Origin of the sequence: Mycobacterium sp. (assembly GCF_049683935.1) — a bacterium.
GTDB lineage: Bacteria > Actinomycetota > Actinomycetes > Mycobacteriales > Mycobacteriaceae > Mycobacterium.
Genome location: NZ_JBAUJR010000472.1, coordinates 1 through 19,649, shown reverse-complemented (window position 1 = coordinate 19,649; position 19,649 = coordinate 1). Strand labels below are relative to the sequence as shown.

At 66.4% G+C, this 19,649-nt stretch carries 19 protein-coding genes; 11 read left to right on the top strand and 8 right to left on the bottom strand.

Features of this window, described 5'->3' with window-relative positions:
* The 4 genes from WA965_RS26775 to WA965_RS26760 all read left to right on the top strand — a co-directional run.
* Positions 1 to 780 (top strand): aldehyde dehydrogenase family protein (locus WA965_RS26775; protein WP_526448225.1); only part of this gene is annotated, 780 nt, incomplete at its 5' end.
* Positions 781 to 985: 205 nt separating this feature from the next.
* On the top strand, positions 986 to 1,795 hold the full coding sequence (locus WA965_RS26770) for an SDR family NAD(P)-dependent oxidoreductase (RefSeq protein WP_526303142.1): 810 nt from the start codon (positions 986 to 988) through the stop codon (positions 1,793 to 1,795).
* 134 nt (positions 1,796 to 1,929) lie between these two features.
* Positions 1,930 to 2,352, top strand: coding sequence for a hypothetical protein (locus WA965_RS26765; RefSeq protein WP_526303141.1), 423 nt, complete (start codon positions 1,930 to 1,932; stop codon positions 2,350 to 2,352).
* A gap of 94 nt (positions 2,353 to 2,446) precedes the next feature.
* The gene (locus WA965_RS26760) at positions 2,447 to 3,202 is read left to right on the top strand and encodes an SDR family oxidoreductase (RefSeq protein WP_526303140.1); all 756 of its coding nucleotides are present in this window, start codon (positions 2,447 to 2,449) and stop codon (positions 3,200 to 3,202) included.
* A gap of 31 nt (positions 3,203 to 3,233) precedes the next feature.
* Here the strand turns inward: WA965_RS26760 and sigJ are convergent, their stop codons facing one another.
* Positions 3,234 to 4,163 (bottom strand): RNA polymerase sigma factor SigJ, encoded by a 930-nt coding sequence (gene sigJ, locus WA965_RS26755; protein ID WP_526448224.1) that lies wholly within the window; start codon positions 4,161 to 4,163, stop codon positions 3,234 to 3,236.
* 253 nt (positions 4,164 to 4,416) lie between these two features.
* Between sigJ and WA965_RS26750 the strand changes: the two genes are divergently transcribed.
* A complete protein-coding gene (locus WA965_RS26750; RefSeq protein WP_526303138.1) occupies positions 4,417 to 5,622 on the top strand; it encodes an NAD(P)/FAD-dependent oxidoreductase in 1,206 nt (401 codons plus the stop codon).
* A 217-nt stretch (positions 5,623 to 5,839) separates the two neighbouring features.
* Positions 5,840 to 6,442, top strand: a complete 603-nt coding sequence (locus WA965_RS26745) for a sigma-70 family RNA polymerase sigma factor (protein WP_526303137.1) — start codon at positions 5,840 to 5,842, stop codon at positions 6,440 to 6,442.
* A gap of 61 nt (positions 6,443 to 6,503) precedes the next feature.
* Here the strand turns inward: WA965_RS26745 and WA965_RS26740 are convergent, their stop codons facing one another.
* Positions 6,504 to 7,901: a cytochrome P450 gene (locus WA965_RS26740; protein WP_526303136.1), complete on the bottom strand. Its 1,398-nt coding sequence runs from the start codon at positions 7,899 to 7,901 to the stop codon at positions 6,504 to 6,506.
* A 49-nt stretch (positions 7,902 to 7,950) separates the two neighbouring features.
* Between WA965_RS26740 and WA965_RS26735 the strand changes: the two genes are divergently transcribed.
* Positions 7,951 to 8,601, top strand: a complete 651-nt coding sequence (locus tag WA965_RS26735; protein WP_526303135.1) for a TetR/AcrR family transcriptional regulator — start codon at positions 7,951 to 7,953, stop codon at positions 8,599 to 8,601.
* On the opposite strand, the gene WA965_RS26730 is transcribed toward WA965_RS26735, so the two are convergent.
* The 5 genes from WA965_RS26730 to WA965_RS26710 all read right to left on the bottom strand — a co-directional run bounded on the left by WA965_RS26730 (position 8,602) and on the right by WA965_RS26710 (position 10,457).
* The gene (locus WA965_RS26730; protein WP_526303134.1) at positions 8,602 to 8,940 is read right to left on the bottom strand and encodes a hemophore-related protein; all 339 of its coding nucleotides are present in this window, start codon (positions 8,938 to 8,940) and stop codon (positions 8,602 to 8,604) included.
* Between the two features lie 28 nt (positions 8,941 to 8,968).
* Complete coding sequence (locus tag WA965_RS26725; protein WP_526303149.1) at positions 8,969 to 9,292, bottom strand: hypothetical protein; 324 nt, start codon at positions 9,290 to 9,292, stop codon at positions 8,969 to 8,971.
* 86 nt (positions 9,293 to 9,378) lie between these two features.
* A complete protein-coding gene (locus WA965_RS26720; RefSeq protein ID WP_526303133.1) occupies positions 9,379 to 9,675 on the bottom strand; it encodes a hypothetical protein in 297 nt (98 codons plus the stop codon).
* Between the two features lie 142 nt (positions 9,676 to 9,817).
* Positions 9,818 to 10,192 (bottom strand): hemophore-related protein, encoded by a 375-nt coding sequence (locus WA965_RS26715; protein WP_526303132.1) that lies wholly within the window; start codon positions 10,190 to 10,192, stop codon positions 9,818 to 9,820.
* A 49-nt stretch (positions 10,193 to 10,241) separates the two neighbouring features.
* Positions 10,242 to 10,457: a hypothetical protein gene (locus tag WA965_RS26710; protein WP_526303131.1), complete on the bottom strand. Its 216-nt coding sequence runs from the start codon at positions 10,455 to 10,457 to the stop codon at positions 10,242 to 10,244.
* Positions 10,458 to 10,843: 386 nt separating this feature from the next.
* Here WA965_RS26710 and WA965_RS26705 point away from each other — a divergent pair, with 386 nt between their 5' ends.
* The 3 genes from WA965_RS26705 to WA965_RS26695 are packed head-to-tail and all read left to right on the top strand — an operon-like array spanning position 10,844 to position 13,806.
* Complete coding sequence (locus WA965_RS26705; protein ID WP_526303130.1) at positions 10,844 to 11,401, top strand: hypothetical protein; 558 nt, start codon at positions 10,844 to 10,846, stop codon at positions 11,399 to 11,401.
* A 60-nt stretch (positions 11,402 to 11,461) separates the two neighbouring features.
* Positions 11,462 to 12,796: a Dyp-type peroxidase gene (locus tag WA965_RS26700; RefSeq protein ID WP_526303129.1), complete on the top strand. Its 1,335-nt coding sequence runs from the start codon at positions 11,462 to 11,464 to the stop codon at positions 12,794 to 12,796.
* A complete protein-coding gene (locus WA965_RS26695) occupies positions 12,793 to 13,806 on the top strand; it encodes a hypothetical protein (protein ID WP_526303128.1) in 1,014 nt (337 codons plus the stop codon). The genes WA965_RS26700 and WA965_RS26695 overlap by 4 nt, the downstream gene beginning before the upstream one ends.
* Before the next feature lie 7 nt (positions 13,807 to 13,813).
* Here the strand turns inward: WA965_RS26695 and WA965_RS26690 are convergent, their stop codons facing one another.
* Positions 13,814 to 16,012, bottom strand: a complete 2,199-nt coding sequence (locus tag WA965_RS26690) for a winged helix-turn-helix domain-containing protein (protein WP_526303127.1) — start codon at positions 16,010 to 16,012, stop codon at positions 13,814 to 13,816.
* 113 nt (positions 16,013 to 16,125) lie between these two features.
* On the opposite strand from WA965_RS26690, the gene WA965_RS26685 reads away from it, so the two are divergent.
* Positions 16,126 to 19,649: ATP-dependent helicase (locus tag WA965_RS26685; protein ID WP_526448223.1), on the top strand; the 3,524-nt coding region annotated here is incomplete at its 3' end.

The following is a 19,649-nucleotide window of genomic DNA, read 5'->3' as shown; positions in this document are numbered from 1 at the left end:
GTGGGGCCGCGGGTCGCACAGCGATTCGGGCGTGTGCTGCTGGAACTCGGCGGCAACAACGCCGCGATCGTCACCCCGGCAGCAGATCTGGACCTGGCGGTGCGGGGCATCGTCTTCTCGGCGGCCGGGACCGCCGGCCAACGCTGTACCACGCTGCGGCGGTTGATCGTTCACTCCTCGGTGGCCGACGAGCTGGTGTCCAGGATCGTCGCGGCGTACGGGCAGCTCTCGGTGGGAGACCCGTTCGCCGACGGCACGCTGGTCGGCCCGCTGATCCACTCGGCGTCCTACCGCGACATGGTCGGCGCGCTGCAGCAGGCCGTCGCCGAAGGGGGTGAGGTGATCGGCGGTGAGCGCGTCGAGGTCGGCGAATCGGACGCGTTCTACGTACGGCCCGCGGTGGTGCGGATGCCCGCCCAGACCGCCGTGGTGCACGCCGAGACGTTCGCGCCGATCCTCTACGTGCTGACCTACGAGAGCCTGGACGACGCGATCGCGTTGAACAATGCCGTGCCGCAGGGGCTTTCGTCGTCGATCTTCACGCTGGACATGCGCGAGGCGGAGCGTTTCATGGCCGCCGACGGGTCGGACTGCGGCATCGCCAACGTCAACATCGGCACCTCGGGTGCGGAGATCGGCGGGGCGTTCGGCGGCGAGAAGGAGACCGGCGGTGGCCGCGAGTCGGGTTCGGACTCGTGGCAGGCCTACATGCGGCGCGCGACGAACACCGTCAACTACTCCTCGGAGCTGCCGCTGGCCCAGGGCGTCACCTTCGGCTGAGTGGCGGGGACTCTCCGGTCAAACACACCTTCCGCGGTGCTCAAGCCGAAATCGACGCCATGGCTGTCGAACAGACACCTACCACGCCTGATCACCGCCGTGAGGTCGATCTCGGCCTGAGGGCCTGGAGAGGGCAGAACCACGCGAAGCGACGGGTGCGGCACCCGCCGGGCCATCCCACCACCAGCCCGCGCACAATCGAGGCATGGAACTGGACGGCAAGGTCGCCATCGTCACCGGCGGCGCGTCGGGAATCGGGCAGGCGCTGGCATCTGAACTCGCGACGCAGGGGGTGCGCGTTGTCGTCGGCGACCTCGACGAGACGGGCGCGCAGTCGACGGCCGCGGCGATCGGATCCGCCGGCGGCACAGCAGTGGCCCTGGGGGCCGATGCCGCGACGACGGAGGGCATCGAGGCATTGGCGACCATGGCTGCCCGTGAGTTCGGGCCCGTCGACATGTTCGTCGCCAACGCCGGCATCACCGGCGCCGGGGGTATCGGCACCGACTCAGACTGGGACCGGATCCTGGCCGTCAATCTGCGATCCCATGTGCGAGCAGCGGAACTTCTTGTGCCGCAGTGGAAGGCACGCGGCTCCGGGTACTTCGTGTCGATCGCGTCCGCTGCCGGGTTGCTGTCGCAGATCGGCGCAGCCGGCTACGCGGTCACCAAACACGCTGCCGTGGGGTTCGCCGAGTGGTTGGCGATCACATACGGCGACGACGGCATCGGCGTCAGCTGCGTGTGCCCGCTGGGTGTGGACACCCCACTGCTCGACGGAATCCGCGCGGCGACCGATCCAAGCGCTCGCGCGGGCGCGCAATCGATCCTGCAGTCCGGTGACGTGCTCGCGCCGTCGGATGTCGCGTCGCTGACCGTCGACGCGATCAGGGACAACCGGTTCCTGGTCCTACCGCACCCTCAGGTCCTGGAGATGTACCGGCACAAGGGCGCCGATTATGATCGCTGGATCGCGGGCATGCGTCGGTATCAACGCACGCTACGGGCGCGTTGACGGGCGACGAGGGCGCGCTGGGGTACGCACGGTGCGGCGTGTCGGTGTGCAGACCCGCGCAATCGCGGGGCGAAGTGGCGAACCGACCTCACGTTTGAAGCGCGTGTCCCGTCATACGAAGTATGAAACCAACCTTGCAACGCATCCTGCTGGTCGTCCTGTCGTTTTTCGGTTTGGTGACCGGTGTCTGGGCGTACTTCTTTCCCCGCCATTGGTATGACACCTTCCCCGGTATGGGATTGAGCTGGCTACCGCCGTTGGGTCCGTTCAACGAGCACTTCGCCACCGACACCGGTGCCATGTTCCTGGGACTCGCCACCCTGTCGGTCGCAGCGTTCATGCGGAGCACAAACACCACGCTGGTGTGGGTTGCGGGAGCCGCCTGGACGGTGTTCAACCTGCTGCATTGGATCTTTCACATGCGGATGCTGCACATGTACGAACCGCGTGATCAGATCCTCAACGCCATTACCCTGAGCGCCATCTTGGTCGTGTCTGCACTCTTGCTGCTGCCTACGCGGCACGCCGCGCAGGCAGACACGAAGCCGGCTTCCTAGGCCGGCGCCGCCCGCATGAGCAGGGCAGGCGTTCACGACGACCACGATCCGATGCGCGTGCGACATCACGTGGCCAACGACATCAGGAGTTTCAATGAGATTGGTCATTGCAGGAGCAACCGGGACGGTGGGTCGTCATGTCGTCAACGCGGCCAAGTCCCGCGGCCACGAGGTCGTGGCCCTGTCGCGATCGTCGGGCCAGGACATCGTGAGCGGTGTCGGGCTCGCGCAAGCAATGGCCGGGGCAGACGCTGTTGTCGACGTCACGAGCACAGTGACCACCAGCGCCGCGAAGTCCACCGCCTTCTTCACTGCCGTCACTGCGAACCTGAGTCACGCTGAGCTCCAGGCAAGCGTCACCCACCACGTGGCCTTGTCGATCGTCGGCATCGACACCCTGAATGTCGGTTACTACGCCGGCAAATTGGCCCACGAGCACGCCGTCGGTCAAGGGCCGGTCCCGTGGTCGTTGTTGCGGGCCACCCAATTCCACGAGTTTGCCGAACAAGTCACGCGCCGCGGCTCTCTCGGCCGCTTCGTAGCCGTGCCCAAGCTTCTCATGCGTCCAGTCGCAGCCCGCGAAGTGGGCACGCGGCTCGTCGAGATCGCCGAAGGTGTACCGATCGGACGCGCCACCGACCTCACCGGCCCCAACGACGAGAGTCTGGTCGAGCTCGTCCGACGGATGTGTGCGTTCGACGGAACCAAACGGCGGGCGATCGAACTGTCCCTTCCTGGAAAGTACTGGCGTGGGTCAGCCTCGGGGCGGCTTCGCGGTGACGAGGGCGCTCTGCGCGGCCGCATCAGTTTCGATGACTGGCTCACCAGCGACGACCACAATCGACGTTGACGACTACTCCCCGTCCGCGCACAGAAACGACTCATGCGATCGCCAACTGATTCGGCTCGACAGTATGGCTGTTCCAGCACGTCAGTTTTTCCGAATTGCGGACTACCCACAGCTGCGTGATGAGCCCTTCACGGACTTCGAGCGCTACTACGGCGATCGTTGAGCCGTCTCGCTGCATCCGCAGACCCGCTTGGCCGTTGACGTTCACCACAGAGGTGTCGACGTCGGCTTCCCTGCGTCGAATTCCGCTGAGATATCGGATGACTCTGTCGGCGCCGACGATGGGTCGCAGGGCCGCGCTCACCCTTCCTCCTCCGTCGTTGATCACGGTGACGGTCGGGTCCAGTAGCGCGATGAGTGCCTCGATGTCGCTGCGCTGGAACGCTTCTGTCAGAGCAAGTGTGGTGTCATTGTGCCGCTTGTCATCTCGCGAGCACTGACGAGCGGGCTCCACTCTGCGCCGAGCCGAAACAGCCAGTTGCCGGCACGCCGCCTCAGACCTGCCAAGGATCGCGCCGATCTCACTGAACGGAAAGCGGAAGACATCGCGCAGAACGAAGGACACCCGCTCCGCGGGCGTCATCGAGTCCAGGACGACGAGCATGGCCATCGTGACAAGGTCATCGATGACGACCAAATCGGCCGGATCCGTTGGTGGGCTCGGTGTATCGAAACGCTGCCCTGGGACGGGTTCGGGTAGCCAGGGGCCAACATACTGTTCGCGACGATGCCGAGCGGAAGTCAGGATGTCCAGGCAGACGCGGGTGGCGACTCGCACGCACCACGCGGCCGGCGTCCGGATGGCTCCGCGCTCGGTCTCGGACAGTTTGTACCAGCGCAGGTACGTTTCCTGTGCAACGTCCTCAGCGTCTGCCATCGAACCGAGCAAGCGATACGCGACGTTGATCAACAACGTTCGGTCCACTCCGCATTCGACCCGATCCATCGCGACATCGGTCATCTGGATCTCCTCATTTTGGTGCGTACGCCCTTAGGACACCGGCAAGGCCCGGAATGTGACAGGACATCGCCGATGTGGCAGAGGTCACTGCCGCCTCACAAGAAGACACGCTGCGGCGTCACATTGGCATGAGCCGATCACTGTGCTCGGTTCTGCTGTGCGCCAGGGACCTTGCGGTTCCCGTCAACGGTCCGAACGCCAGGTAGGCGGCAGGCCGTCGCCGTACAAAACAACAAAGGAGAAGAGGAACACGATGAATATTCTGGTCATTGGCGGCGGATTCGCCGGCGTGTGGAGCGCCGCCGCCGCCACGCGCGTGGCTCAGGACAACGGGACCGACGGCCCCCGACCACAGGTCACCCTGGTCAGCGACAGCGACGAGATGGTGATTCGACCGCGGCTGTACGAGCGCGACCCGGCGCAGATGTCGGTGTCACTTGATCGCGTGCTCAAGCCGATCGGTGTAGAGCGAATTCGCGCAAGGGTCACCGGAATCGACACCACGACCCGCGAGGTCACCGCCGCCGGGGTCGACGGGGAGCCCCAGATCCTTCGATACGACAGGCTGGTGCTCGCAGCCGGAAGCCAGGTGCTGAAGCCGAATCTGCCCGGACGGGAGTTCCTGTTCAACGTGGACACCATCACCTCCGCCGACGAGCTCGAGCAGCACGTCCGGGCGCTGCCTGAGCAGCCCACCGAGCAAGGAACGTTCAGCGCTGTCGTCATCGGCGCCGGGTTCACCGGCCTGGAGGTGGCCACAGAACTCATGGGTCGACTGCAGCAGTTGGCGGACGCGAGGAACGCGCGCGCACGAGTTGTCCTCGTCGATCGGGCTGATGAGGTCGGTCCGCAGCTCGGTGCCGGGCCTCGTCCGTACATCACTTCGGCCCTGGAAAGGTTGGGAATCGAGGTTCGACTTGGAGCTACGGTCAGCGAGGTCACCGGCGCACACGTTCGTCTCGTCGACGGCGAGGTCATCGCCGCGTCGACGACGGTCTGGACCGTGGGAATGCTCGCCAGTCCCCTCACTCAGTTGATTCCGGGTGAACGAGATGCGATCGGCCGCTTGATCGTTGACGAGAATCTGCGGGTACCGACGGTTCCAGATGTGTACGCGGCAGGCGACACCGCGGCAGCGCTCGTCGAGGACGGGCACTTCGCCATGCAGAGCTGCCAGTACGCGACCCCGTCGGGCAAGTTCGCAGGCCACAATGTCGCGGCCGACCTATTGGGTCTCGAACCGGTCGCCTTTGCCCCGAATCCGTATGTGACGTGTCTGGATCTCGGTCCGGCAGGGGCTGTACTCACCACCGGTTGGGATCGCGAGATCCAGGCGACCGGTAGCGATGCGAAAGCCCTGAAGCACCGGATCAATACCGAGTGGATATACCCGCCGGTCGATGATGAGGAGACGATCTTGGAGCAAGCCGACTACCGTTTCACCTGGTCCATGGACTGAGCACGGATCGGGAATGCACCCGAGCCGGACTCATTCCGCCACGCCATCGGAAGCCGCCGCACGTAGGGATTCCCCTGCTTCGGCGGCTTTCGTCGTGATGACGGACGCCACGTGACTCGTACCACCATTGCCGTCCGACACATCACAGGACCGCTCTCAAAATCGTCAAATATGCAGTACTGGAGCTTGATTGGAAGCCGCATCTAGGAGACACGATATGACACTCACCCTCGAAGTCGACAGTCCTGAAGATCAGCGGGACAGGTTCGTCGAACAGGCATTGCCGATGCTGGATCAGCTGTATCGGGCCGCGTGGCGGTACACCCGCAACGATGCTGATGCAGAGGATCTTGTTCAGGAGACGATGCTGAAGGCATACCGCAGCTTCGGGCAGTTCGCCCAAGGCACCAACATCAGAGCGTGGCTGTTCCGCATCATGAAAACGACGTGGATCAACCGCTACCGCAGTAGGCAGCGGCGGCCCGCGGAGGTGCTCACCGAGCAGCTCACCGATCTGGAGTTCAACCCTGCGGTGCGGCAATCATCCGTGGCGTCGACATCTGCCGAACTGGCGGTCCTCGAGACGCTCGGCGACGATCAAGTCAAAGCCGCACTCGGTGCGCTGCCCGAGGGGCAACGCATGGCGGTCTTCTACGTCGACGTCGAAGGATTCCGGTACGCGGAAGTGGCACTGCTCCTCGATATCCCGGTGGGAACCGTGATGTCGCGACTGCATCGGGGTCGACGTACCTTGCGGCGCCTGCTCGTCGAGCAAGGACGGGAACGTGGCTATCCGATTGTCACGCGCCCCGCCGCCTGATCTTCGCACAGCTACGGGCTCGCTGAGCGAATCCGGCGCGCTGACGCACCGCCGCGGTACGTCAACGCGCCCGATCCGCAGAGGAACGAAGAGCTGGCGACAGGTGGAAGTCCTTGGGCATCAAGGTCAGTCGCTCGGAGACCTGCAGCTCATAGGTGGGGTCGGCGATCAGGTCGTAACGACGCAGGAGCACCGCAAGCAACAGCACGGCTTCGTGCAGCGCGAACTGGCGCCCGATGCACGATCGCGGCCCGGTGCCGAAAGGCTTGTACAGGCCCGCGGGACGGGCCCTGACCTTCTCCGGCGCGAACCGGTCGGGATCAAAGGCGTCCGGATCGGGCCCCCACTGCGGATCCCGATGCAGCGTCCCGGTCAGCGCAAGCACCCAGTCGCCCTTGCGCATCGGGTGCACACCGGCCAGCACCGTGTCCGACCGGGCGGCGCGGTAGTAGCCAGGGACCGTCGGTTGCAGCCGCAACGCCTCGTCGAAAACCCTGCGGACATAACGCAGCCTGGCGATCTGCTCGAAACCCGGCCGGTCCTCGTCACCCCACACCTCGGCGATCTCGGCCCGGGCCTTCTGCACCACTTCCGGATTCATCGACAGGTAGTACAAAGCGAAAGACAACGCACCCGAGGTGGTTTCATGCCCGGCTACCAGGAAATTGATCAGCTGGTAGCGGATGTTGGCGCGATCCAGATCGGAGACCAGCATCAGCTCCAGCAGGTCGTCATGCTGCCCCAGCCCGCCGCGCAGACGTTCGGCGATGATCTCGTCGGCGATCGCGTGCAGTCGGGCGGCGTGGTCGCGCACCGGACGCTCGGCCCGTCGCGCGAAGAACTTCGGCAGGAACGTCTGCCTCAGCACGCCGACCCGGTCGGACCCCTTGAGCCCGGCCACCATGTGTTCGACGAACGGGTGCACCGCTTCGGATTCGAAGCAGCCGAACGGATGCCCGGCCGCGCAGCGTCCGATGGTCTCCAGGGTCACCCGGGTCGCGTCGGCCGATACCTCGACCGTCTCCCCTCGCACCGCCCGGCCGTCCCAACGGGCGGTCAACTCGTCGGCGACGTCGAACATGATCGAGTGGTAACGCCGCATCGCCTGCTGGCTGAACGCCGGCATCAGCACGTCGTGGGCCTTCTGCCAGTTCGGCTCGTCGTTGTAGGCGGTGAACAGACCGTCGCCGCCCAGGATGCGCAGCGCCTCGATATCGGGTCCGACGTGCTTGCAGAAGCGGGTCTCGTCGCTGAGTTCGGCCACCGCTTCCGGCCCCGCGGCCACGACGTAGCGCGCCCCCAGGAACCGGAACTCGAAGACCGGACCGAGCTCGGCCAGCGCCATCGTCGACTGCGACGGAGTGTCCGCGCTGAAAGCCAGCACGTCACCCAACACCGGTACCCGTCGGCCCGGGTGTGGCAACGGCGGATAGGACCTGCGGTCGTCCACAGTGGTCATGTAGCCAGCCTCCGCCGCTGTTGTACATGTGTCAAGTAGTATGGGGTCCATGCCCAACTCCCGGCGCCGACTCTCACCCGACGACCGCCGAAACGAACTGCTCGCGCTCGGAGCGGAGGTGTTCGGCCAGCGGCCCTACGACGAGGTGCGCATCGACGAGATCGCCGAGCGCGCCGGCGTCTCCAGAGCGTTGATGTACCACTACTTCCCCGACAAGCGGGCGTTCTTCGCCGCCGTCGTGCACGCCGAGGGTGAGCGACTGTTCCAGGCCACCAACGCCCCGCCCGAACCCGGGCTCACATTGTTCGGGCAGGTCCGCGCCGGCGTCCTCGCCTACCTGCAGTACGACGAACAGCACCCCCACGGCGCCTGGGCCGCCTACATGGGGATGGGTCGGTCCGACCCGGTGCTGCGCGGCATCGAGGACATCGACAACGACCGGCAGGCCAACCGCATCATCGACCGCGTGAACGACGCCGCCGGCGGCGAAATCGATTCGAAGGTCGAGCGGGATCTGCGCGCCACCGTCTACGGCTGGCTGGCGTTCACGTTCGAGATGTGCCGACAGCGACTGATCGATTCGTCGCTGGACGCAGACCTGATCGCCGACCTCTGCGCCCACGGGCTACTCGACGCGGTCGCACGCGTGCCGGGGATCCCGGCGGTGCTCGCCGAGGCGGTGTCCACCGAGCAGCGTTGATCAGCCGCAGCGGGCGCGAAAGTCCTTCGCGGGCTGACGGATGCCTTGAATCTCAGCCCTCACCTGCGGGTTGGCGTCCATGTAGGCCTGCAGCGCCTCGCGCTTCCCCTCGGCTGGAACATCTTTGAGCGAGGTGAAGAAGTCGTTGACCGGCGGATGGGTGAACAGGTAGACCGACGTCGCGGCGGTGACGCCCGACAAAACGCCCGCCAGATCTGCTGCCGTGCAGTTCGGTGGCGGCGGTTGAGCGGTCACCGGTGCGCTGGTGCCGAGCAACACCGCGCCGGCGGCAACCCCTGCCAGAAGCAACCGTTGCGCAAAAGCTTTGTGCGACACCATCAATTGCTCCTCTGTCCGCCTGGTTGACTCATCGCCTGCCACCGCCCCGACCGCCACCGCCGACACTCGGGCGATTCCCTCCGCCACCGCCGATGTCCGGTCGATTTCCCGGGGTGCCGGGCAATCCGATACCCGGGCCAGGATCCCAGTCGAGATCGGCATTCCAATACACGCCGTAGGTGTCGTCGCAGTACCAGTCATAGTCGCACGGATACGGCACAGTGGGACCGGATCCGGTGGGCCCGGATCCGCCGCCGCCGCTCACCGTACCTTGCGCGCAAATGGTCGTTCCGCCGGAACTGGTGCAGTCGGCTGCGGCTGTCGGCGCAACAGACAGCCCGGCGATCACCATGCCGGGCAGGGCAAGTAGGGAAATTATTCGCAGCACAACATTCCTGCTTTCGTTCTGGGCCGAACAGGGTTTTCCGAAACACTCCGTCATCGTCTGCCACCCCCACCCGGTCGATTCCCGCCGCCCGGGCGATCACCCGGTCGGCCGGGAAGCCCGATGCCGGCTCCGGGATCGGCGTCGAGATCGAACTCCCAGCCGTAGGTGTCGTCGCAGTAGTAGTCGTACTGACACGGATACGGAACTGACGGACCGGAGTTGCCGCCGCTTCCGAAGGAGCAGATGGTCGTGTTGCCCTCGGTCACACAATCGGCCGCGGCAGTGGGAGCGACGAGCAGTCCGGCGGCCACCACAGCGGACGCGGCGAGAGCATATGTCGAGCGCATGACGACACTCCTACTGCACTGGTTCGCAGTTCGAACGTCTGCGAACCGACCGTGGGTCCACGGCCTGCTGGTAGAAGCGTAGGAACCGGGTGCCGAGACCACATCCCCCACAACGGGTGAACGGTGCCGGCGGGTTACCGGGTCAGCCTTCGCCGTCGGCCGCCAGGGGTCCGGGGCCGGCGCCACAGCGGGCGCGGAAATCGACGGCCGGTTGGCGGATGCCGCTCAGATCGGCCTTCACCTGCGGGTTGGCGTCGAGGTAGGTGCTCAGCGCTTCCCGCTTCTGGTCGCTGGGCACCTTGCCGAGGTTGGTGAAGAAGTCGTTCACCGGTGGATTGGTGAACAGATACGCCGACGTGGCTGCGGTGACGCCGGACATGATGCCCGCCAGATCTGCGGCGGTGCAGTTCGGAGGCGCCGGTTGCGCCTGCGCGGGCACCGTGGCACCGAGCATCACTGCGCCGGATCCAACGGCCGCCAGCAGGATGCGTCGCGCGAAAGTCCTGTGAGACACCATTACTTGCTCCTCTGTCTGCATTGTTGAATCAGGCCGGGTCGGTAGGAGATCAGAACAGATCTCGGTACTGGTAGTAGTCGTTGCAGTAGTAGTCGTACTGCTGAACGCACTCGTAGGGCAGAACAGGGCCAGTGTCACCTTGCTCCCCGAAGGAACAGAAAGTCTGATTTCCCGTGGTGGTGCAGTCGGCTGCAGCCGTCGGTGCCCCAAAAACGAGACCGGCGAACGCCAGAAAAGGAACGGCAAGAACGTACGGCAACCGCATATCGACCTCCTACGTCGTCCCCTCGCGAACGTGGTCGTTGCGAGAACTCACCGGCGAGCCGCGGCTAGCTGTGTCGACCCTATGAAGCGGGACGCTACGCACACATCCCCCACAACGGGTGAAATTGACGAAGCCGCCAGGAAATGCCTTCACCTAGGGCCTTCCCTGTCGGTACTCTGCGAGTTGCCTGGGGCCACCGCCCAGTCCGGCTTCCCTTAGAGTCGGGCCGGCGTGGTCGCCCCAGGCGTCACGCGAGCGGGCACACCCACTTGCTGCTTCTCCTCCGGACAGGGCCTAGTCCGGCCATCATCATTCCCCCGTTGTGGGGGGCGACTGCGACACTTCCGCCGCCGTAGCGTGCCATCACACCGACCTTTGGGAGCGCCATGGCAGGCAATGATGCGTGGAAGACACCAGCGGCACTGGCGATCCCGCCGGAAGGCTATTTCGAACTCGAGAGGGGACGTTACGGTCCGACCTACCCGCGGACCCCGGCCTGTTACGGCTTCTCGATCATCGCCAAGGTGAAGGACGGCCGCGAAGAAGCCGTGCGCGCCTACGGCAAACAGATCGAGGAAACCATCGCCGCCAGTCCAGATGCGCTCGCGCCCCTGAAGCTGCACTACCTGCGCTGGGTACTGTTCGATGTCGGCTCGGGACTGCACTTCCAATACCAGGGCATCTTCGACACCGACTTCGACAAGTACACCGAGGACGCCATCAGGCTGTTCAGCGCCACCGGGATCACCACCGTCTTCACGAATCTGGTCGGCTTCCCCGAGGATTGGCAGACCAACCCGGAGGCGTTCATCGAGTTCGTCCGCGCTCACCAATGTCCGAGCTTCCTCGAGTACGGCGAGTATCCCTACGTGACAGCGGACGAGATCAAGAAGGCTCTTCGCTTGAAGGCGGCGTTCTCGGACATGCTCGACCAGATGCAGTGATGAGCGCTTGCGCGAAGAACCGAGAACAGTGATGAGCGCTTGCGCGAAGAACCGACTGCAGTGACGCTCGAACTCGACGACATCCAGCACATCCTGCTGACCCGGACGCCCGCGATGACCGGGCGCTACGAGTTCCTGACCTTCGACACTGCCGACGGCGGGCGCACCTGGCTCACCGAGCTCCTCGCCACCGTGCAGTCCGCAGCGGACGCGACAGAGACCATGGACGCCTCCCGGCGCTGGATCACCCTGGCGTTCACCTGGACTGGACTGCGGGCGTTGGGTGTGCCCGACGATTCGCTGGCGACGTTTCCCGACGAGTTCCGGGAGGGAATGGCCGCGCGCGCCGACATTCTCGGTGACACCGGCACCAGCGCACCACAATACTGGGTCGGCGGACTGGGCGGCGACGACGTGCACGCCATCGCCATCCTGTTCGCCCGGGACGACGACGAACGTCGACGCTGCATCGGTGAGCACGACAAGCTGGTCGCTCGCTGCGACGGTGTGCGCAGCCTGTCCTATCTCGACCTGAACGCCAACCCGCCGTTCAACTATGCCCACGACCACTTCGGCTTCCGCGATCGGTTGTCCCAGCCGGTGATGAAAGGCTCGGGCGAGGAGCCGACGCCCGGGTCGGGTCCTGCTCTGGAGCCGGGCGAGTTCATCCTCGGCTACCCCGATGAGGACGGACCCGTGCATAATCTTCCTGAACCACAGAGACTTTCGCGCAATGGCAGCTACATGGCCTATCGCCGGCTGCAGGAGCACGTGGGACTGTTCCGCGAATACCTGTCCGAGAACGCGGACACTCCCGAGGAGCAGGAACTGCTGGCCGCCAAGTTCATGGGCCGCTGGCGCAGCGGCGCTCCCCTGGTGCTCGCCCCCGACGCCGACGACCCCGAACTCGGCGCCGATCCCATGCGCAACAACGACTTCACCTACAAGGACATGGACCCCCACGGCTACGCCTGCCCGCTCGGTTCCCATGCCCGTCGCCTCAACCCTCGCGACACCGCCCACAACATGAACAGGCGACGGATGATTCGTCGCGGCGCCACCTACGGCCCAGCGCTGCCCGACGGGGCACCCGAGGACGGGGTTGACCGCGGCATCGCTGCCTTCATCATCTGCGCCAGCCTGGTGCGCCAATTCGAGTTCGCGCAGAACGTCTGGATCAACGACAAGTCCTTCCACGAACTCGGCAATGAACACGACCCGATCTGCGGGGCCCAGGACGGCACCCTCGATTTCACCGTGCCCAAACGGCCGATCCGTAAGGTGCACAAAGGGATCCCTGCATTCACCACGCTCAGCGGCGGCGCGTATTTCTTCCTGCCGGGCGTCAACGGCCTGCGCTACCTCGCGACGCTCGGCAGTCAGGGGACGACATGACGCGCCCGCCACGTACCTACAACCAGGATCACGTCGCCCGGCCCGACAACGGCCGACGCCGGATCAGCATCTACTGGACCTGGAGTTATCCCTGGGAGGCTCAGCGGGATCCCGCGGCGATGGCAAATCGCTTCTCCACCATGACCGAGGTCCGCAATGTCGTCTACCCCGCCTATGAGAGGCCCGAGTTCGAGTCGGACAGATTTCTGCAGGGTATCGCCGGGACGCTGGAACTCTTCCACCGGTCGACATTGTCGTTCCAGGACGTCGCCGGGGAAATCACCGGGCATTCCGTCGCGGTGTTCCAGCGCGTCGACCAGGCCGGCTACCCGCAGCCGATCGACGAACGCATCCTGGCCGACACCGACACCCTGATGGTGTTCGGGCTCGACCACTTGACGTCGGGGTTGGAGGTGACCGATGACGAGATCGGCGCCCTCCGCCAATGGTTACGCCGCGACGGCACCTGCCTGCTGCTGGCACCGCACCACGATGTGGGCTTCACCGACGACCTCGCCCAACGGCAGATGGAGTACGAACATCACGGCGACCGCCTGGTACCGCGGCAGCAGCGATTCAGTCAGTACACCCGCTCACTCATGCACGCACTGGACGTTCCGGTGCACAACACCTGGGGTCTACGGCCGGCCGTCGTCGAAGGCACCAACGACATCGCGCCGCTCACCACCTTCCGCGACCTCGACGACCTCAGACTTCTCGACGGTGTGCCGACACTCAGTTTCCACCAGCACCTTCCGCACTACGCGCTCACCGCTCCCGAGAGCGACGCACTGCGGGTCCTGGCCCGCCAACGGGTCGACCCCCACCGCCCCCACCCTTTCACCGCCGCAGGAAACAGCGAATTCAACGCACTGATCTGGATGCCTCCCCAGGACGATCGCGCCGGTGACATCCTGCTGGTGGACTCCACACATTTCACCACCCTGTTCGGTGGCACCGAGAGCCTGCGCAATCTGTGGCGAAATCTGGCGAGAATGACCGGACACTGAAATCCGGTCAGTCTGCCAGCAGGCCAACCCTTCTCGCTTCGGCAACCGCTTCCGCGCGGGACTTGACCCCGAGCTTGCGGTAGATCGACGTCGCCTGACTCTTGGTGGTCTCCCGGCCCACCACCAGTTCGTCGGCGATCCGCTGCAGCGAGAAGTGGGTCGCCAAGTACGGCAGCAACCTCAGTTCGGCGGCGGTCAACGGGCGGGTTCCGCCTGCGGCCATGGCCCGGACACGATCGACGCGCTGCGACAGCGCCACCGCATCGGGTTCACGTCGGCGCGCCCGTTCTGCGGCATCAAGGTGCGTGCTCAGCAGGTCGGGGTCCTGGATCACCGCGGCCGTCCACGCCAGCAAGCCGTGACCCATGAGAGCGGTGCGCCCCGCCAGATGGCCCAGGCGCCCCAGCAGTTTCTCGGTGATGCTCACCGACTCTCGCGCACCGGCGCTGTCCCCGACGCGGGCGCTCATGACCGCACTGACGGCGTACACCACCACCATGGGGACGACGTCACACAGATCGTATTTGTCAGCGATCGTCCGGGCGGCGTCGCTGGCAGCGACGGCGCCCTCGTCATCGCCGCTACCGAGCTCGATCAGTGCCAGGTGCGCCAATGCGGCGGCCTGGAACCCGGGGATGTCGTCGGTGACCGGCAGGGCGGATTCGAGCAGGGTGCGCGCCCGGGAGACGTTGCCCAGCATGGACTCCGCCGCTCCCTTCATCACTGTCGCCGCACCCCACCACGGATTGACCAGGTGATCGCCGGCGGCCAACACCACGTCGGCGTGGCGGATCACGTCATTGACCCCATTCACCCCGATGAGCGAACTGATCAGCGCGGCAGCGACTTTCACCGACGGTGTGCCGTCTGCCAGCGGCCTTCCGGTATCGGCGCGGTGGGCGAGCAGCAATGACCGCTGAATCAGCTCCGCGTCGCCCGTCGTGACACCGAGCCAGGCACGGGCCACTGCCGCGTCGGGATGCTCGGCGAATGTTCGTGCGTCCAGCAGCGCCAACCGGCGGGCCAGGACGCCCGCACGACCGTCGAAACCCAACCGGACAGCCTCGCGGTTCACCAACGCCGCCGCGCGGGCCCGGTCGTCTGCGTCGAGGGCCTTGAGCAGAGCGCCTTCGATGTCTCCGGACCGCTCCAGGAGTTCAGCATCCCGAGATGCCACGTGCCGGAATCGTCGAGGCGCCGTCGCCCGCAATCGGCTGCGCAGCACATCTCCGAAAAGACGGTGGTAGCGAAACCAAATCCGTTGCTGATCAAGGGGTATCAAGAAGAGGTTCCCGGAGTTCCACAGCGCCTCCAGCATGTGGCATGAATCGTCGCGTTCGAGCACCGCGTCGAGTTGCTTGGCGCTGAACCGGTCGAGCACGGCCGACTCGAGCAGGAACGTGACGGTGTCGGCGTCGAGTCGTTTCAGCACCTCCTCGACCAGATAGTCGACGACCACACTTGTTCTCCCGGTGATGGATTCGACCGGAACACCATCCCGCAAAGCCATGGCGACCAGCGTCAACCCTGCGGCCCACCCCTCGCACAGGTCGACGACAGCAGTGACGGTGGCCTGGTCGAGCGGCGTGCTCACCGACGCGAGCGAAGCGGCGGCTTCGGCGCTGGAGAACCGCAAACCGTCGATACCGATCTGGATGACGCGCTGGTGCAGTCGGCGTCGCGCCAGATCCAGCGGCAGCTGGAACCGCCCGAGAAGGGCCACCGTGGCGGACGGCGGAACCGCGTCGATCAGGGCCTGCAGAGCGCCCACCGCGTCGGGAGCGGTCAGTTCGTGAGCATCGTCGAGCACCAGCACCAGCGGCCCGCTCGTCGCGAGGAGCTGAGCCACGGCAGGCACCAGATGTGTGAGCGGGGCACGGCCAGGTCCGCGCAGGTAGCGCAGTACGCCGTCGTCGTAGCCACACGCCTCAACGACGGCGGTGGCGATGTGCAGCAGGAGGTGGACAGGATCCTCGTCGAGGTAATCCAGGCGCACCCAGGCGAACGGCCGCTCGTCCGCCTCGTCCCACAACGCCGCCGCGGCGGTCTTGCCGTAGCCGGCGGGCGCGGTCACCACCACCAGGTCCCCGCCGGCGGCCTTCTGCAGCCGAGCCAGCACCGCGGGCCGGGCGATGACAGCGTCGCCGATCCGCGGTCGACCGATTGTGACCGCCGGAACATACGGCGCCCAGTCCCCCGCCACCACAGCGCAATCCTAAGCCCTGACCTGCACAAATGTGCCAGTTCGAGCAGTCGCGGGCGCCCGGCAAACACCGGTGCTCCCGACCGGGTGTCGGTGGGTGGGGGCACGATGGACACGTGCCCGCTTCCGTCGACCCGTCGTCACGCTTCAGTCCACTGACGCGTGAATGGTTCTCCGGCACGTTCGTCGAGCCCACCGCGGCCCAGGCGCAGGCCTGGAATGCGATCGCCGACGGTGACAACACGCTGGTCATCGCCCCTACTGGGTCCGGGAAGACGCTGGCGGCGTTCCTGTGGGCTATCGACCGCCTGGCGCAGGCACAGGACGACACCAAGGGCACCCGGGTGCTCTATGTCTCGCCGCTCAAGGCGCTGGCCGTCGACGTGGAGCGCAACCTGCGCACCCCGCTGACCGGGATCTCCCGCATCGCTGAACGCACCGGGCAACCTCCGCCGAGCATCAGCGTCGGCGTGCGCTCCGGGGACACCACGCCCAAAATGCGCCGCGAACTGATCACCAGACCGCCCGACATTCTGATCACCACCCCGGAGTCGCTGTTCCTGATGTTGACCTCCGCGGCCCGGGAGACGCTGGCCACCGTGCAGACCGTCATCGTCGACGAGGTGCATGCCGTCGCGGCCACCAAGCGTGGCGCGCACCTCGCACTGTCGCTGGAGCGTCTCGACGCGCTGTTGGACCGGCCGGCCCAGCGGATCGGTCTGTCGGCGACGGTTCGCCCACCCGAGGAGGTGGCCAGATTCCTGTCCGGCGCCGCGCCCACCACTGTCGTCGCGCCGCCGGCGGCCAAGACCTTCGACCTGACCGTGCAGGTTCCGGTTCCCGACATGGCCAATCTGGAGAACAACTCCATCTGGCCCGACGTCGAAGAACGCATCGTCGACCTGGTCGAGGCCCACAACAGCTCGATCGTGTTCACCAACTCGCGGCGGCTCGCCGAGCGACTGACCGCGCGGCTCAACGAGATCCACGCCGAACGCGCCGGCACCGAACTCGGCGGACCGAACCCCGGGGTGGCCGGCGGGGCACCGGCTCACCTGATGGGAAGCGGGCAGACGTTCGGCGCCGAGCCGGTCCTGGCGCGGGCCCACCACGGGTCGGTCAGCAAGGAATCCCGCGCCGAGGTCGAGGACGCGCTGAAGACGGGGCGCCTCAAGGCCGTCGTCGCGACGTCCAGCCTGGAACTCGGAATCGACATGGGCTCAGTTGATCTGGTGATCCAGGTGGAGACACCGCCGTCGGTCGCCAGCGGACTTCAGCGGGTCGGCCGGGCGGGGCACCAGGTCGGCGAGATCAGCGAGGGCGTGCTACTGCCCAAGCACCGCACCGATCTGATCGGCTGCGCCGTCAGTGTGCAGCGGATGCTGGCCGGGCAGATCGAAACCATGCGGGTACCGGCGAATCCGCTCGACGTTCTGGCGCAGCACACCGTCGCGGCGTGCGCGCTGGAGCCGATCAACGCCGACCAGTGGTTCGACACCGTGCGACGCAGTGCGCCGTTCGCGACGCTGCCGCGCAGCGCCTACGAGGCAACACTGGATCTGCTCTCGGGCAAGTACCCGTCGACGGAGTTCGCCGAGTTGCGCCCCCGCATCGTCTACGACCGCGACTCCGGCACCCTGACCGCGCGTCCCGGTGCACAACGGCTGGCCGTCACCTCCGGCGGCGCCATCCCCGACCGCGGACTGTTCACGGTCTACCTGGCCTCCAGCGCCGACTCCGAAAAGCCCTCGCGGGTCGGTGAACTCGACGAGGAGATGGTCTACGAGTCCCGCCCGGGTGACGTGATCTCCCTGGGTGCGACGAGCTGGCGGATCACAGAGATCACCCACGACCGGGTGCTGGTCATCCCCGCGCCCGGGGAACCGGCACGGCTGCCGTTCTGGCGTGGCGACGGGGTCGGGCGACCCGCCGAACTGGGCGCGGCGATCGGCGCGTTCACCGGGGAGCTGGCCCGGCTCGACCGCGGCGCGTTCGAATCCCGTTGTCAGCAGGTCGGTTTCGATGCATTTGCCACCGACAACCTGTGGCAGCTGATCGACGAGCAGCGGACCGCGACCTCGGCCGTACCGTCGGACACGACCCTGGTGGTGGAACGCTTCCGCGATGAGCTCGGCGACTGGCGGGTGATCCTGCACTCCCCCTACGGTTTACGCGTGCACGGTCCGCTGGCGCTCGCCCTCGGCAAGCGACTCTACGAGCGGTACGGCATCGACGAGAAGCCCACAGCCTCCGATGACGGCATCATCGTCCGACTACCCGACACCGATGACACCGCCCCCGGCGCCGACATCTTCGTGTTCGACCCCGACGAGATCGAACCCCTGGTCACCACCGAGGTCAGCGGGTCGGCGCTGTTCGCCTCCCGATTCCGGGAGTGTGCCGCCAGGGCGCTGCTGCTGCCGCGCCGCCACCCCGGCAAGCGGTCACCGTTGTGGCATCAGCGCCAGCGTGCGGCGCAACTGCTCGACGTCGCCCGCGGATACCCGGACTTCCCCATCGTGCTCGAGGCGGTGCGCGAATGCCTGCAGGACGTCTACGACGTGCCGACGCTGATCGCGCTGATGGGGCGGGTCGCTCAGCGCCGGGTCCGACTGCTCGAGGTCGAGACGCAGACACCGTCGCCGTTCGCCGCATCGCTGCTGTTCGGCTACGTCGGGGCATTCATGTACGAAGGCGACAGCCCCCTGGCCGAACGCCGCGCCGCCGCCCTGGCGTTGGACCCCACGCTGCTGGCCGAACTACTCGGCAGGGTGGAGCTACGCGAACTCCTCGACGCCGACGTCGTCGCCTCGACCCATCGCCAGTTGCAGCACCTGACCCAGGAACGCTTCGCCCGCGACGCCGAGGGCGTGGCGGACCTGCTGCGGATGCTGGGACCGTTGACCAGCGACGAGATCGCGCAGCGATGCACGCAGACCGACGTCGGTGGCTGGCTGGAGGGGCTGCTGACGGCGAAACGTGCAGTCACCGTGTCCTACGCCGGCCAGAGTTGGTGGGCGGCGGTCGAGGACATCGGACGGCTGCGCGACGGTGTGGGCGTCGCTGTCCCGGTGGGTGTGCCGATGGCGTTCCTCGAACCGATCGTCGACCCGCTGGGTGAGCTGCTGTCACGATATGCCCGCACCCGCGGGCCGTTCACCACCGTCGAGGCGGCCACCCGGTTCGGCCTGGGCCTGCGGGTGGCCGGTGATGTCCTCGGGCGGCTGGCGGCCGACGGCAAACTGATGCGCGGCGAGTTCATCGATGCGCCCACCGATTCCGGCAGCGTGGACCAGTGGTGCGACTCCGAGGTACTGCGGATTCTGCGGCGCCGCTCGCTGGCCGCGTTGCGTGCACAGATCGAACCGGTGAGCACCGCCGCGCTGGGCCGCTTCCTACCGGCGTGGCAGCAGCTCGGTGGTGACGCGGTGTCGGGGGTCGACGGGCTGGCCGCGGTGATCGACCAGCTCGCCGGGGTGCCGATGCCCGCCTCAGCGGTGGAGCCACTGATCTTCGGCCAACGGGTGCGCGACTATCAGCCGGGCATGCTCGACGAACTGCTCGCCTCCGGTGACGTGGTGTGGTCCGGCGTCGGCGCGCTGTCGGCGGCCGACGGCTGGGTCGCGTTCCACCCGGCCGA